Genomic DNA, 12,435 nt, shown 5'->3' on the forward strand with positions numbered 1-12,435 from the left:
CCCTAAGGCATGTAAAAACAAAAATGCCCTTCTATTTTCTGTTAGAAAACGATACAAATTGTTAGGGTTTACCCTAGAAAAATCAAATATACTTCGAAGAATTTATTTAACGAATAAGAAAAATGAAAAACATAGATAAATTCAATAGAAAGTGGAAAGCAGTTTTTGCTCTTGCATACATATTCATAATGCTTCCCTTCCCCTTCTTCTACAACACAAATTACATCCCTAGCTGGTTTGGTGTACCAACTTTCCTTTTCGCTTGGCTAATTTACGGCACATTCGTTATTTCCCTTATAGCCCTATATGCACTCACATTTCTAAAAAAATTCGGACCTGACGGAGAGGTAGATTCTAATGATTGAGTCCCTAATTAACCCAATTCCCTCTTCATTTTTGCTTATTATGATTGTCTATTTTTTGCTGCTGGCCTTCATAGGCTATGTGGCTGCAAGACAAACAAAAGACTTGAAAGATTTTCTTATTATGGGTGGCAATGCCAGTGCAATCGTCTCAGGTGTCGCTTATTTCGCGACTCAATATAGTGTCAGCACATTTATGGGAGTACCTGCAATCGCATATAAAGAAGGCTTCGCAGGCCTAAGCATATCCGTCCCTGGAATTGCATTTTCAATGATTATTCCAGCCTTAGTAGTCGGCTTAAAAATAATGAAGCTTTCAAAGAAAAACCAATTCCTCACGATGACCGATTACTTAGCCGACCGATATCAATCAAACATATTAAGAGTGTCACACGCACTTCTTATGGTTGTGTTTTTAGTTGCAGTTATGGGTGCCCAAATGGTTGGTGCTGGAATTATATTTAAAACATTCACAGGCTATCCCGAATGGTTAGGTGCATTAATAACTGGTGCAATAGTAACCCTTTACTGCATGTTTGGAGGAATGCGTGGTGCCATGCTTACAGACGTATTGCAAGGATTACTAATGCTTACAACCGCAGTAGTCACATTTATCATGTCCTTAAAAGCAGGTGGCGGCCTCGAAGCAATTACAAAAACTATGGCCGAAAACAGCACCTCACGCCTTTCCCACCCAGGAGCAAATGGCACATTTACGTATGGCGTTTACGTTTCGATGATTGTGCTTTGGTCATTTTTCAGCATCGCACAACCCACCCTTTTCACTAAATTTTTCACGATGAAAAATTACTCAGTTATGTTCCGTGCAGTCCTCTTAGGCACAATAGGAATGTTTATTTCAGCCACACTTATCGAATGGTCAGGCGTAAACGCCTTCGTCTCCAACGCTTCCCTCAGTGGCAATGACGCCGACTTCATTGTCCCAATCATTATTCAACAATACCTACCAAGCCTACTCTCATCCATACTTATCGCAGGAATAGTATCAGCAGGCATGTCGACCGTCTCAGCACTTATGGTAGTCGCAACAGGCGGCATAACACGAGATATCTACCAAAAACTCATCAACCCCAACGCCAAAAACGAAACAATTCTAAAGCTATCACGCATAGTCACAGTACTTATTGGAATTAGCGGAATAGCAATTGGGATTTACAAACCATCAGGAATATTCGAAATCGTTTGATTCGCATACGGAGGAATGGGCGTTTGGGCAATCGCCGTGGTATTAGGCATGTACTGGAAAAGATCCACCTCCATAGGCGTCTTAAGCGGAGTATTTATAGCAGAGAGATATTACCTATACCCCAAAATAAATAACCTCGACGGCACCCCCCTAGCCCTAGGCCTCGACTCCCTCCTAACCTCATGGATACTAGGAATGATAGTGGCAATAATAGTGAGCCTCTACACCAAACCCGTCAAAAGCGAAATCATCGAACGACACTTTGGATGATTGATGGGGGCGATTAAGAGGTCCCCAAGAGGGTTGATTACTCATCAATAATATATTTTGGCACTTTATTTTCCGCCACTTTAAGTGTTTCATAAACATCTTGACTTGTAGCTTTATATCTACCCAACCTAAACTTAAAGTAATTAGCAAGATTTTTATCTGTGCAGTAAACCCTACAGCCTTTCATACCCCTAGTCATAAGAGTTCTATATGTATTTCTAATAATTGAATCTATTTTTTTAGAAGCCTCACCAAATGTTGATTTTTTGATTTCTTCCCGAGCTTTAGTTTTTAAACCTCGAAGAGATTGGTCAGAATTAGCCCGCTTTTCAAAATCAGTTATGACAGTACTATTTTCGAATCTTAAATCATCTCCAATAATTACACCTACATAATCAAATTCCAAACCCTGTGAAGTATGTATACATCCAATTTGATCTATAGATTCAGGGTCTATAGCCCATGTATTAGTATTATTAAAATTCCACTGCATAGCGAAATCATCAAAAACAATATCACTAACTGAAGGATCAGATTTTGATTTCCAATTCCAGCAATATCCAGCCAGTAACCTTGAACGGTTTCTTATGGCGTTTTTTTGTTTAACCCAATTAAACAATTCATTTGGACTATCAACCACATCAAAATCATAGTTATAATCCGCTTCAAAAATTGGATTAGCTGTTTTCTTAATCTGCAACAAGTCATCCAGCCATGATAAATAGCCATCTGAGCCGTTACATCTAAATTGAGTTGGTAGTTCATCATAAAAAATTTCTGAATTTTCTCTTCGACATGAAGCTTCTATTTCTTTTATAGTCCCAACATCATTAGCATGTACAATTTGATTTTCGTCTATAAAAAACACACTAAATTTTGAAGCTCTAATAATTTCTTGAACTTGGTTCTCTCCCAAGTTTTGAAATATTCCTGACCTCAATACCAACCTATGCGATTCATCAACGATTGCAACATCTAAATAATCTTTAACTACATTATGAAATGAACCAGAAGAAACGAATAAATTTCCTACACCAATATTTCTTTTATTACCCATCAATATTGATTGGTACACATACCTAGTAGCAGAAGTCTTGGTAATGTATCTAGTATTTAGCCCTTTATTAATGAACTCTGCTAATAATCTGATAGCTACTACAGATTTCCCAGTGCCTGGACCTCCCTGAACAACTAAAGTCCTTTTTCTACCATCTTCAATACATTTTTCAGCTAGGTTTAATGCTCTTTCAAAAGCAACTTTTTGTTCATCAATTAGAACAAATTCTTCATTGCCTTCGAGCATACTCGAAATAGAATCTTGCAAGGATTTTGATGGACGTATTTTTCCAGAATCAATATCATGAATTATTTGTATATTATCCCCCTTTTTAATGCTATCTTTTATATAGTTTCTGAGATTTGTAGCATCTGTAGAACCGTATAACGGTGATGAATTAATTACATCAGAATATTCTGGATTAATAATGGGGTCATTTTCTTCTAGCAAATAATTATGCAAAAAAGCACAAGTTTTTATATTTACTGGTTTGGACCTAACAACTTCACAAAAATCGTAAAGCAATCTCCCATAACTGTATGCTTGATAGGAAGGATGAGCTACTTGTCTTTCTCCACCACCAACGTATGTAGTTACTACATCCTTTTTGTAGGGATCTACTTTTGCTTTTTCCCACTGCTTTAGCTCAATAATTACTAAGTTAGACTTATTATTTTGGTCATAACCAGAAATTAGAAAATCTAACCTTTTTGAATTACCAGGAATAACGTACTCGATTGCCACACCAGCATTATCTGGTATATCCTTATCTTCAATGACTCTATCCATATAACTTAAAGAAGAGTGCCATGAACTTATTTCAGATAAACCGTATCCTATCCTATTAGCCCTAAGTGCACTTTGTATACTTGAAATAAGCTTTCCATTTAAAAAATCATAACGAAATTGATTCTTATCAGCTGTATAAACAATCATAGTTGACTCTCATCTAATGGATATTTGATTGAATTTTTGTTTAATTTATCTAATATTATTTTTTCAGGATCAATATTTAAACTTAATGCCATGTCTAAACAATAGATAAGAACATCAGCTAGTTCTTCTTTTAAATGTTCTTCGTCGATAACTTTAGAATTCCATTGGAAGATCTCTAATAACTCAGCGGCTTCGATAGATATTGATTTAGCAAGATTTTCAGGAGAATGAAATTTTTTCCAATCCCTTTTAGAATTGAAATTGTCTATTGCTTTAAGTACATTTTCCATATTAAGCTCTCTGAAAAATTTAGATTCTTATTCTTTATTTGTAAAATCTAATTTATTTTTTAAAAATTTAAATTATTAGATCAGAACTATTTTGCAAAATTTTTATCACTCATTTATACAGAGAAAATTATACAGAGAAAATTTTTGTGAGTATCTCATGTCCCTGACCCAGTTGAACTATCTCCCTTTCCGGCAAAAAACACACCTTAACTCCTAGGCCCCCAGCGGAGGTGGACTTTACTTGCACCAGAAACAAATTCAGCAGCTTCTGAAGGTGTTTCGAATAATACATCTTGGGTTAAAACATAATTTGAATCAATAATATTTTTATAACTCTCTCTATTTCTTAGAACTTTTGTACCAGCGTAGGGTCTAACTATATGAGAATGTTTACTACTTCTTAAGTGCCTAAATTCATCATTTGAAACCAATCATTTGGCGTCGTAATTTTTAGATTGAAAATAAACATTAAATTTAGAATTTTTCTCTTTAGGTTCAAAATCAAGTACTTCTTGGATATGCTTTTTATTTTTCTTAAGAGATGCCTTTTTATTAAATATTGATCTAAGTTGTTTAGCAGTCGCTGGTTTTCTTTGTTTCTCTGTTGAAATGGGAACTATTTCTGAAGTTTTCTTATAAATTTATTTTCAAGGATTGAAAGTAATTCAATAAACCTATCTTTAGAATCATTTAAATAATCTATTTCGTCCATCACATAAATTAAGTTTGGAATATGTCTTCTTTTATTTTTCAAATCAAAATTTTCATTAATAGATAATTCCTCATAAAACAAAAATTCTAGATAAGCAGATTCAGTATGATTAATTGTAGAATTAATCATAGTTAAAAAATATACCTCGTGCCACCAGTCTCTATGTAAATGGTCACGCAGTCTACCTAATAATCTACTATTATTTTCGACGGCGTTAACCCTACCAACATAGGCAGGAATCACTCCATTTGCATTCAAATATCCAATTAAAATATAAAAACCAGAAAGGGAAAGATGTTTATGTTTTTGTAAATCGGCACCCAACCTACTTTTAGGAATTTTATATATTATATTTTCACTATTGGCACTGGAGAGGCTTATTAAACCGTCAGGTTTATTATCTAAAAAAGACAATTTAAAATTTTTAGGCATGATACAGTGTGTAAATTCTAACTTGTAAACAATAATTTGTTTAGTATAAAGTATTACAAAAGGTATTTTTAAATAATATAGTTCTTAATTACATTAGGTTTTAATATTGTTGTAGCTATATATGCAAATTTTCTTTTCTTACTTCTTATCTACTCTGTAAAAGAAAAGATAAATCAAATGAAGAGAATCAAAAAGAACTTGAAAGAAAATCAAGAGAAAATTTTTATCTAATTTCGTCATCGTATCTGATTACAGGGTTAGAGCAGAAAAATAGAGCCTATTAGGCTCCAAAAAAATCTTAACTCCCAACAAAAGTATCCACACCCGAAAAATCAACCCCAGACCTTGTCGCTCAATCAGCCGCACCTCTCGCATTAATTTCATCATAGTACCGCTTCGCTCCTGGATGCATAGGTGCTACGTGCCCTTTTTGAGCATCCTTTACATTTACATCCTTGACGGATTGATGAGATGCACGAAGCTTAGGTAAGCTATCAAAAAACGTTTTCGTAAGCTTATACACATCATCATCGCTTAAAGATTCTTGCACAATCATTGCATTTAAAATCGCAATCGTTGGCACATCTGGGATTGATCCATATGTGCCCGCAGGAATCGTATTTTTTGAAAGTAAGTCTCTTCCTTAACAATCTCATCCACCTTCTCTGGTGACAATGCTAATAATCTTATCGGCATCGTTTGATTCAAGTCCATCAACGATGAATTAGGAATCCCAGTAGTCAGGAAAGCCCCATCCACACGCCCTGCTCGCAATGCCTCTGCAGATTCAGCATATCCCAAATAATCTTCATATATATCATCATAAGTGATATTAAAAAAACTCAAAATTGCACGAGTATTCATTTCAGTTGCAGAATTCTGAGCACCCACAGACACACGTTTTCCCTTTAAGTCTGACACTTCTTTAATATCAGAATCAGCTCTCACAACAATATGCACAAAATTTGGATACAGTGTCGCAACTTGCCGTATTGATTTAATAGGCTCAGAAAAATTACGTTTCCCTACAACCGCCTCAATTAAAGTATCCGACATCAGAAACGCCATCTCAACCTTCTTTTGCTTAAATAGGTTGAGATTCTCAATAGATGCACCCGTAGTCTGAGTTTTAGAATTTACCCCATACACACGTGCATATTCATTTGCCAATGTCGTTGCATATATGTTTGTTGGCCCCGAAGCCCCACCTGTGGCAATGGTCACAAATTTAGTCTGCAATTTATTTTCAACTGACGTAGAAAATTCAATGGTATTAGTATTAGATTTTGATCTATTAATTTTCTCTGCTGTAGAAGATTTTTCGTTTGAGCAAGCAGAAGTTAGTACAATAATTGAAAGAAATAATGCTTTAGTAATTATATTCATAGAAATAGGGTATAAATACTTATTCGATTTTGTGAATTTCTTCCTCCAATTGAGAAATTGAATCCATTAATTCCTCAAAAGTAGGATAAGTTCCGAAAAACATCTCCGTCATATTTTTATAATCATATTCAATTTCTTTTAAACGAAATTCATCAGGTAAAAGTCTAATATTTTTTGAAGTAGCCTCTTCATACTTGGCCCATTTTCTGGGATAAAACTTCTGTTTAAACTGAACAACTTTATCAAGCAGCCCAATATCCTTTATCGCTTTATCTTTATACTCTGACCTACCAATACAATATACATCATAATAGTGTCTAGCATATCTTTTTGGCATCTCAATCTCTTTAGGTCTGTTGGCTTCTTGATGAAGAATAGTCACTTTCTCCCAAAAAGTTCTTTCTGGTAAAACAGTTTTAACGTCGATCGATTTACCTTCAAAAAGCATAGGATATATTTTATATAAATCTGGAACAATTGTTACTACTTTAGATGGTGACCAAGCAGCAAGAGTACCTATTTCGAGCCTTACTGACCGTGTTACGTATGATGAATTAAATAACTTTGGATACTCAAACAAGACTGTTTGAGTATCAAATTCATCCACTATTAAGTGAAAATCCTCATCCAGCCTATTTTTTAATTCGCTCTCTAACTTAATAAGGAAATCCGATTTGAGAAATTCCTCTGTTCTTTTTATCGAATCTTTATTAAATTTATCTTGCTTAGAATTAGTGCGTTTTTCCCATGGTTCATCAAGACCATAACCTATAACTCTCCAATCAAGGATTAGATCGATATCTTCTGAGAATCTATGAATTAAATTAAAACATTTTGAAAGACTTGTCCCGCCCTTAAATGTCAAGGAATATTTCCATCTAGATTCCGAGAAAATATAGTTAAGAAGAAAACATACCCAATAATCTTTTTCTAGAACCGCCTCATTAACTCCTATCTTTAGTGAAGCATTTCGAATAACCTGCTCTAATTCCCTTTTAGAAATTCTCTTAAATTCAAACATATTTAAGCCACACAAATTTTCTTTATATTCCCATAAACCCAAGCACTAGTGGTTTTACATTCAGATAGCAAATTAGACTTTTCCTTATAAGATAATTTTTTCTTTAAAAAATCAATATGCTCGGAAGATATCTTATTTTTCCCAATTGCTTTAATGGACTGTATAACCATAGCAGACATGGATGACATATTAGAAATGTCCCCATTATTACTATGTTTAAATTCGATAATTACATTTCCAAGGCTAAATTTAATATACCGTCCATCCGAAATAAAAGTCCATTTAGCAGGTACCTGCGTAGATAAGCCTAGTAAATTTAAAGCTATATTTCCTGATGGAGTAATCGTCCAATTATATTTTCTCGCAATAGCATTAGCTATTTCAACGATAGACGGTGCTTCATATTCATTAATAAGCCTAATAAATCTAGGTTTATAGTAAATCCCCTTCATGATACGAACTATCTCGTTATCTTTAGCGAGACGATTTAATGTACTACGAATCGTTTCATATCCTGCAATATCAAAAAAATCTTCTGCTATAAAAACTTTCTTTGAGTCAAAACTATTTATACGTCCTATTATCTCTTTCTTATAACTCATACAATTTATCCTCCATTTGCACCAAATATTATATAATATTTGGTGCAAAATAGTCCGATTTTTTCTTAAATTATTTGCTCTAGAATTTTTTCTGCTACTGTAGTCTTGTAAGAACTTTGGGAATTATTTTCAGTTTTAGCTTTGCAGATGAGTTATCATCATTTTTTATAGTAACGGACGCCTCTGCCTCTTCAAACTCTAGCTACTAGATCATCTTCAATTAATCGCTCCATTCCTATAAGAACTATGCTTTTATCAAATCCAGTTAGCTTTTCAATATCATCCCTACTTAACACTACCGACCACGGCATAATCAGATAAATATATGATGAGTTCTTGTTTAAATTGTCCATATCATCGATCAAAATAGGCAGCCGCACAAAAATCGAATTTGGATCAACTTTAAATATAAGTTTTTTTAATCTTTTCTGTTACGTATTTTCTAATTTACGTAGAATTTATAAATTAAATTGCAGCAAATAAGACGAAAAAGTGCAACGCAAATCATTGCGTATCAGTTTTGTGTTTTATATTTACGTAAAAAGAACATTTAAAACTAAAATTTGAATTTCATTAACTCGTCTAATACTCCAGATCTAATCTTCATTACAAAGACATCCCTTAAACCATTATCCACATATATCTAGATTACCATTTAATAATTTCGCCCCCCACTAAGAACATACTTCCACCATTAAACCACCCACACAGTCCCCCGCAGAACTCACCCCACCCCTTAAAATTCCACACCCTTGACCTCCCCAGTTGAACTTTAGCCAATATCCATTAAAACCCCACCCCGTAACCACTTGGTACCCTAGCGGAGGTGGACGAAGGGACATTGTCAGTCCCGAAGAACACCGAAGCCCCCCTGATGAACATACCCCTACCCTTTAATTCACCAAACCCGCCCCCTAACGAATTTCACCCCCACCCCTTAAAATTCCACACCCTTGACCCCCCCTGTTGAACTTTAGCCGACATCCATTAAAAACACACCCCGTAACCACTTGGTACCCTAGCGGAGGTGGACGAAGGGACATTGTCAGTCCCGAAGAACACCGAAGCCCCCCTGATGAACATGCCCCTACCCTTTAATTCACCAAATCGCCACACCGCTGAACTCACCCCACCCCTTAAAATTCCACACCCTTGACCTCCCCAGTTGAACTATCTCCCTCTCCTGTATAATAAACATACCTTGTAACCACTTGGTACTGTAGCGGAGGTGGACGAAGGGACATTGTCAGTCCCGTAGGACACCGAAGCCCTTGGAGCTCACTATGAACCCTCTCCTTACTTCTATTTTCACTCTTACTTGTGCTTTTCTAGCCCTACCTTCTTTGGCTCAGACCAACCCAGCTTCAGCACAAAACAACAACGCAAGTAGCCTACAAAACGGCTTTTCAAATCAAAGCAACACCCCTGCAGCAAGTACAAATACGAATCCGAGCACAATTCAGAATTCGACAGCAAGCCAAGGGGGAGAGAAAGCGAGTGCATTGCCACTAGGGCCAATTGAAGAGAGAGCGAATAAGGGAGATGCTCATTATCAGTTTGAGCTGGGTTATATGTATTTTAAGGGTGAAGGTGTTACTAAAAATTATACCCAATCCGTGCAATGGTACGAGAAATCGGCCGCTCAGGGTTTTGTTCATGCTTTGAATAATTTGGGGTATATGTATTTGATGGGCCTAGGCGTTGATAAGGATTATAAAAAGGCTTTCGAGAATTTCGAGAAGGCCTCTACAAAAGGCTTTCCTGAGGCTATTTATAATTTGGGGTACATGTATCAGAAAGGCTGGGGCGTGGAGCCTAATGCCACTAAAGCACGCGATTTATTTGAAACCGCTGCTACCGCTGGCAATGTTTCCGCTATGTTCAATTTAGGCTTATGTTACCAGTTTGGTCGAGGTACGGATAAGGATGCGAAAAAAGCTAAACAATGGTATGAGAAAGCTGCAAATGCTGGACATGTTCTGGCTCAGAGGAATTTAGGGTATTTGTATGAGAAAGGTGATGGAATTGATCACGACTATGATGAGGCCATGGAATGGTACAAAAAAGCAGCTCAGAAAAATGAACCTATTGCTCAATATAATGTAGGTGCTTTATATGAGAATGGTAAAGGCACTACTAAGAATTTCAAAAACGCAACTACTTGGTATCAACTCGCTTGTGACAATAAATTTGAATCTGCTTGCAAAGGACTAGATAGGGTCAAAGAGAAGATTCAAAAGGAATCTGAGGCTAAGAAAAAAGCAGAAGAAGAGAAAAAAGCTAAAGAGGCAAACAAAGCTACAGCATCATAAATTGTAACTTTCAAGATTTAATATTAAGAATCCACTAACAGGAGAGAAAGTGATGATTAAAAAGATAGTAATTAGTGTAGCAATGGCTTTGGCTGTATCTAATGTAAGCTGGGCTGAAGACGTGGACATTGCCACATTAGAGCAGAAGGCAGCTGAGGGGGATGCACGCTCTCAATTTAAGTTGGGCGAAGCATATGAGTTCGGTAAGGGAGTAGAAAAAAATCCAGAAAAGGCTTTTGAATTGTATACAAAAGCTGCTCATCAAGGCGATAGATCCGCTCAAACAAATTTAGGATTTCTATATGACACAGGGACTGGAACTAAGCAAGACTATGCGGCTGCTATGACTTGGTATAAGGCAGCGGCAAATCAAGGCGAACTTGCAGCTATGTACAATATCGCTCTTCTTTATGAAGAAGGCCGTGGTGTTAAGAAAGATGTAGATACCGCTAAAATTTGGTATAAAAAGGCTTGCGATTTAGGAGATAAAGAAAGTTGCGTTAAGTTAGATAAGCTTCAATAATTTATTATTTAAATTAAGATTTGATGTAAGGCCATGTACGAAGTACGTATATGGCCTTTTCTTTTGTTAGATGAAATTGAGCGGGAGTTAGCTGCCCATATGGCAATGATTTTGCATTTATATTAAAGGTAACATACTGAATATTCTGAAAATTAAATTATCTTTAATAAGAGTGTAACGTTATAACAATACAATTTGTATTATCTTGTGGAGGGATTTATGGCTATCGAAAACAGCATTCAATTTAAACGTAAATGTGCAGAGCATTTAAACAAAACTTACGGAAAATTCTTTGACCTTTTAGGTGGAGGATGTTCTTCTGTAAGCGATATCAAATTTGTTAACGGCAAAAGTTCATATGTAGAGTGCAAACTACCGCATACTCAATCGGGTAAATTTGAACTTGTACCAAACTCAACTAACACTAGTTTTGAACTTTCTAAATCGCTAGAGCCAGCTCAAGCAAAATGGTTTGAGGGTCTTATCAATTATCTTTCTAAACCAGAAGTATTTCGCAATTTAGCGTCAGGGAATGTAGGCGGGAGCATTGCCATCAATAAATTCCAATTATTTCAGTGGTTTAAAAAAGCGATGGCACGCAAAAATATTCGCTATGTTGTATCTACTCAAAAATCTGATACAGAATCAGCTCAAAAATTCTTTATTTTCCCTGTAGGACAAATTCAAGACTATTTTGATATTCGCGTAAAAATTACTCCTTCAGTTAATGCAACTGGTGCGGTTTCTGGACTTGCTGTGACTTATAGCGTTACACAAAAACCGAATATTTCTGATGTGGATGCCGCTCAAAGTAGTGCCTTATTCGCTACTCAAAACGGCTTGAGTGCAAGATCAGATGCGACGAAAGCAGAATCAAATTCAAGCGAAAATGTTGAAGTGAAAGAGCCTAAGAAAGTTGCTAGCAACCTACAACCAAAAGAGACAGAAGCTTCTAAAAAAATGAACTCTATCCTTAAGGCATTCAACAAAGCATAAGAATTTACCACACGAGATTCGCAAAGAGGCGATGGACTTTGCGGATTTCGACGATGGTTTGTGTGGATGATAGGTGCGATGCGGATGCGAGCTGCGATGCATTTTCAATGAGCGACGCAAATTCGAAGAGTGTTGCGGATGCGAAGGCCTTAAACATTAACTTTACTTGATCAATTAAATACAGAATTTACCCATAAATCAAATTTGTACCCTTCCCCTCAGAGACGAGTTCCTGAGGGGCTTTTTTTGCGTGCTTACGTGGGTGGGGCAATAAATGCATGAGTGAATTTTTTCACAAATAAAATTTTGCTGAGACCCTTCTGTCTCCC

Annotated in this window: 13 protein-coding genes and 1 pseudogene; 7 read left to right on the top strand and 7 right to left on the bottom strand. The window is 36.0% G+C overall.

The annotated features are described in order from the left end of the window. The first annotated feature begins 122 nt into the window (after window positions 1-122). The 3 genes from TASI_RS04870 to TASI_RS07995 are packed head-to-tail and all read left to right on the top strand — an operon-like array spanning window position 123 to window position 1,839. Window positions 123-365 carry a hypothetical protein gene (locus TASI_RS04870; RefSeq protein ID WP_044978075.1) on the top strand — a complete coding sequence of 81 codons (243 nt, stop codon included), beginning with the start codon at window positions 123-125 and terminating at the stop codon, window positions 363-365. Next, the gene (locus TASI_RS04875; protein ID WP_014111650.1) at window positions 358-1,569 is read left to right on the top strand and encodes a sodium:solute symporter family protein; all 1,212 of its coding nucleotides are present in this window, start codon (window positions 358-360) and stop codon (window positions 1,567-1,569) included. The genes TASI_RS04870 and TASI_RS04875 overlap by 8 nt, the downstream gene beginning before the upstream one ends. A 48-nt stretch (window positions 1,570-1,617) precedes the next feature. Further along, window positions 1,618-1,839 (top strand): hypothetical protein, encoded by a 222-nt coding sequence (locus TASI_RS07995; protein WP_228359731.1) that lies wholly within the window; start codon window positions 1,618-1,620, stop codon window positions 1,837-1,839. A 37-nt stretch (window positions 1,840-1,876) separates the two neighbouring features. Here the strand turns inward: TASI_RS07995 and TASI_RS04880 are convergent, their stop codons facing one another. The 7 genes and pseudogenes from TASI_RS04880 to TASI_RS07940 form a co-directional block, all read right to left on the bottom strand. After that, window positions 1,877-3,832, bottom strand: coding sequence for a DUF2075 domain-containing protein (locus tag TASI_RS04880; RefSeq protein ID WP_014111651.1), 1,956 nt, complete (start codon window positions 3,830-3,832; stop codon window positions 1,877-1,879). After that, window positions 3,829-4,122, bottom strand: coding sequence for a nucleotide pyrophosphohydrolase (locus TASI_RS04885; protein WP_014111652.1), 294 nt, complete (start codon window positions 4,120-4,122; stop codon window positions 3,829-3,831). Before TASI_RS04885 ends, TASI_RS04880 begins: the two co-directional genes overlap by 4 nt. 616 nt (window positions 4,123-4,738) lie before the next feature. After that, complete coding sequence (locus TASI_RS04890) at window positions 4,739-5,266, bottom strand: GIY-YIG nuclease family protein (RefSeq protein ID WP_014111654.1); 528 nt, start codon at window positions 5,264-5,266, stop codon at window positions 4,739-4,741. A 352-nt stretch (window positions 5,267-5,618) separates the two neighbouring features. Continuing rightward, window positions 5,619-6,652 (bottom strand): annotated as a pseudogene (locus TASI_RS04895) (TAXI family TRAP transporter solute-binding subunit). Between the two features lie 19 nt (window positions 6,653-6,671). Continuing rightward, window positions 6,672-7,673: a nucleotidyl transferase AbiEii/AbiGii toxin family protein gene (locus tag TASI_RS04900; protein ID WP_014111655.1), complete on the bottom strand. Its 1,002-nt coding sequence runs from the start codon at window positions 7,671-7,673 to the stop codon at window positions 6,672-6,674. A gap of 2 nt (window positions 7,674-7,675) precedes the next feature. After that, on the bottom strand, window positions 7,676-8,275 hold the full coding sequence (locus TASI_RS04905; RefSeq protein WP_014111656.1) for a DUF6088 family protein: 600 nt from the start codon (window positions 8,273-8,275) through the stop codon (window positions 7,676-7,678). Window positions 8,276-8,466: 191 nt separating this feature from the next. Continuing rightward, complete coding sequence (locus TASI_RS07940; RefSeq protein WP_187286157.1) at window positions 8,467-8,628, bottom strand: hypothetical protein; 162 nt, start codon at window positions 8,626-8,628, stop codon at window positions 8,467-8,469. A gap of 930 nt (window positions 8,629-9,558) precedes the next feature. Between TASI_RS07940 and TASI_RS04910 the strand changes: the two genes are divergently transcribed. The 4 genes from TASI_RS04910 to TASI_RS08065 all read left to right on the top strand — a co-directional run bounded on the left by TASI_RS04910 (window position 9,559) and on the right by TASI_RS08065 (window position 12,276). Then, entirely contained in the window at window positions 9,559-10,587 is a 1,029-nt protein-coding gene (locus TASI_RS04910; protein WP_014111658.1) for a tetratricopeptide repeat protein, read from the top strand. A gap of 52 nt (window positions 10,588-10,639) precedes the next feature. Beyond that, window positions 10,640-11,110, top strand: a complete 471-nt coding sequence (locus TASI_RS04915; protein ID WP_014111659.1) for a tetratricopeptide repeat protein — start codon at window positions 10,640-10,642, stop codon at window positions 11,108-11,110. A 219-nt stretch (window positions 11,111-11,329) separates the two neighbouring features. Next, on the top strand, window positions 11,330-12,106 hold the full coding sequence (locus TASI_RS04920; protein ID WP_014111660.1) for a PDDEXK family nuclease: 777 nt from the start codon (window positions 11,330-11,332) through the stop codon (window positions 12,104-12,106). A gap of 38 nt (window positions 12,107-12,144) precedes the next feature. Further along, window positions 12,145-12,276: a hypothetical protein gene (locus TASI_RS08065; RefSeq protein ID WP_266105238.1), complete on the top strand. Its 132-nt coding sequence runs from the start codon at window positions 12,145-12,147 to the stop codon at window positions 12,274-12,276. Window positions 12,277-12,435 lie beyond the last annotated feature (159 nt).

The sequence above is a fragment of the Taylorella asinigenitalis MCE3 genome (assembly GCF_000226625.1).
Taxonomy (GTDB): Bacteria; Pseudomonadota; Gammaproteobacteria; order Burkholderiales; family Burkholderiaceae_B; genus Taylorella; species Taylorella asinigenitalis.

What these genes read in the sequence shown, in the direction of transcription:
- TASI_RS04900 (WP_014111655.1), bottom strand. Translation starts at nt 7,673, where the DNA reads ATGTTTGAATTTAAGAGAATTTCTAAAAGGGAATTAGAGCAGGTTATT.
- TASI_RS04885 (WP_014111652.1), bottom strand. Translation starts at nt 4,122, where the DNA reads ATGGAAAATGTACTTAAAGCAATAGACAATTTCAATTCTAAAAGGGAT.
- TASI_RS04890 (WP_014111654.1), bottom strand. Translation starts at nt 5,266, where the DNA reads ATGCCTAAAAATTTTAAATTGTCTTTTTTAGATAATAAACCTGACGGT.
- TASI_RS04910 (WP_014111658.1), top strand. Translation starts at nt 9,559, where the DNA reads ATGAACCCTCTCCTTACTTCTATTTTCACTCTTACTTGTGCTTTTCTA.
- TASI_RS04880 (WP_014111651.1), bottom strand. Translation starts at nt 3,832, where the DNA reads ATGATTGTTTATACAGCTGATAAGAATCAATTTCGTTATGATTTTTTA.
- TASI_RS04915 (WP_014111659.1), top strand. Translation starts at nt 10,640, where the DNA reads ATGATTAAAAAGATAGTAATTAGTGTAGCAATGGCTTTGGCTGTATCT.
- TASI_RS04870 (WP_044978075.1), top strand. Translation starts at nt 123, where the DNA reads ATGAAAAACATAGATAAATTCAATAGAAAGTGGAAAGCAGTTTTTGCT.
- TASI_RS04920 (WP_014111660.1), top strand. Translation starts at nt 11,330, where the DNA reads ATGGCTATCGAAAACAGCATTCAATTTAAACGTAAATGTGCAGAGCAT.
- TASI_RS07995 (WP_228359731.1), top strand. Translation starts at nt 1,618, where the DNA reads ATGTACTGGAAAAGATCCACCTCCATAGGCGTCTTAAGCGGAGTATTT.
- TASI_RS04905 (WP_014111656.1), bottom strand. Translation starts at nt 8,275, where the DNA reads ATGAGTTATAAGAAAGAGATAATAGGACGTATAAATAGTTTTGACTCA.
- TASI_RS04875 (WP_014111650.1), top strand. Translation starts at nt 358, where the DNA reads ATGATTGAGTCCCTAATTAACCCAATTCCCTCTTCATTTTTGCTTATT.
- TASI_RS07940 (WP_187286157.1), bottom strand. Translation starts at nt 8,628, where the DNA reads ATGGACAATTTAAACAAGAACTCATCATATATTTATCTGATTATGCCG.